1 protein-coding gene is annotated in these 1,314 nt (G+C 42.6%); it reads right to left on the reverse strand.

The features are described from left to right. Positions 1–295 precede the first annotated feature (295 nt). A complete protein-coding gene (locus Q0340_RS02260) occupies positions 296–1,126 on the reverse strand; it encodes a hypothetical protein (protein WP_298081991.1) in 831 nt (276 codons plus the stop codon). Positions 1,127–1,314: the final 188 nt, after the last annotated feature.

Consider the following 1,314-nt stretch of genomic DNA (forward strand, 5'->3'; position numbering starts at 1 on the left):
CGTCTCAAAAGCCGAGCTTGACGCCGTATATGCGGACACCAAGACGCTGTTTTCAAAAGGCGTGATCAAATCGGTGCCATACGTGATCAAGGTGAAAAAATAGTCTAAATTTGCGGAATTTAGGGCGCGGGGTTTGTGCGCGGACAGCGCGAGTTTGCTCGCGGTAGTACAAGCCGCCTGCGCGAGCTGAAATTTCACAAAATTCCGCCGCTTTAAAATTTCAAGCGGCGGAATTTCAGTTTTTAAATTTAAACTCTTAAGACTTTGTAATCAAATTTGAAAATATAAAATTTTGCTATCTAAGCCTAATAACACCGCCGTTTTCATTTAGAATTTTTGCAACTTCGGGCAATTTATATGTTTCCATGCAGAATTCGTCATTTTGGCTTGCGCCTTTTCGTATCTCCAAACTAGCGTTTTTGCCTGTATTGATTGTGGTTATAGTAAAGCAGCTGACATAGCTCGTCGTGCCTATGCTAATCGAGTTTGGAGCTATCTGCTCGACCGTCATGCTTGTTATCTTGTTTGGATTTTCATCGAATCTACCTTGCGATACGTAAAAATCAATATAGTCTTTTATCACGATTTGCAATTTTTTCGATAATGCCTCGTAGACCTCTTCTTTGCTCATTCTAAGGTCTTCCTTGAGAAACTTTATCTCCTTTCTTAAAAGCCTACATTTCGGGCTGATTGTATCATTTCTGCATTCCTCCAGTAGATAAGTCAGCCTATTTTTAGGCGCTGTAGAGTTTATCGGCAAACCCGTGACGGCTAGAAACAGAAAGCATTCCACGTCGAATTCCGTATTTCGCACCTCTTTGCGCTCGCACATAGCTTTTTGTTTTTCATCTTGCGCCTTTACCTCTTGCCTTGATGCCGCTTGCATCATATTTTTATAGAAGATTTTGAAATACGCCATCGCGGCTCGTTCGCAGTTGTCGTAAATCTCTGCCGATTCTTTGGATAGATCGGCTAGGGCGCACGCCTCGGAGACGCTTTTTGCTTTATCCGGATTGGCGGCATAAAAATCCTCCGTTTGAATATCCTCTATTTCTCCCCTATCGCATCCAGCCAAGCTTAAGCTCAAAAGCACGCCTAACGATGCTGCCAAGACCCTATTTTTCATGATAATTCCCTTATAATCATTGATTTTACGTCCGTATTCAAAGTAAAATTTTAAAATCCTCGAGCGAAAAGAGTAAAATTTTATCGCTTTTTAGGCTTCGCAGCTCGCCGCTAAAGCCGCTTTTGGAAAACAGCGCGAGCAGATCGGGCGCGAGGTGCGCTTTTTCGCATTTGAGTATGAGCTCATTT

Origin of the sequence: uncultured Campylobacter sp. (genome assembly GCF_938045595.1) — a bacterium.
Lineage (GTDB): Bacteria > Campylobacterota > Campylobacteria > Campylobacterales > Campylobacteraceae > Campylobacter_B.

Coding starts and splice junctions, on each gene's coding strand:
- Q0340_RS02260 (WP_298081991.1), bottom strand. CDS start 1,126: ATGAAAAATAGGGTCTTGGCAGCATCGTTAGGCGTGCTTTTGAGCTTA.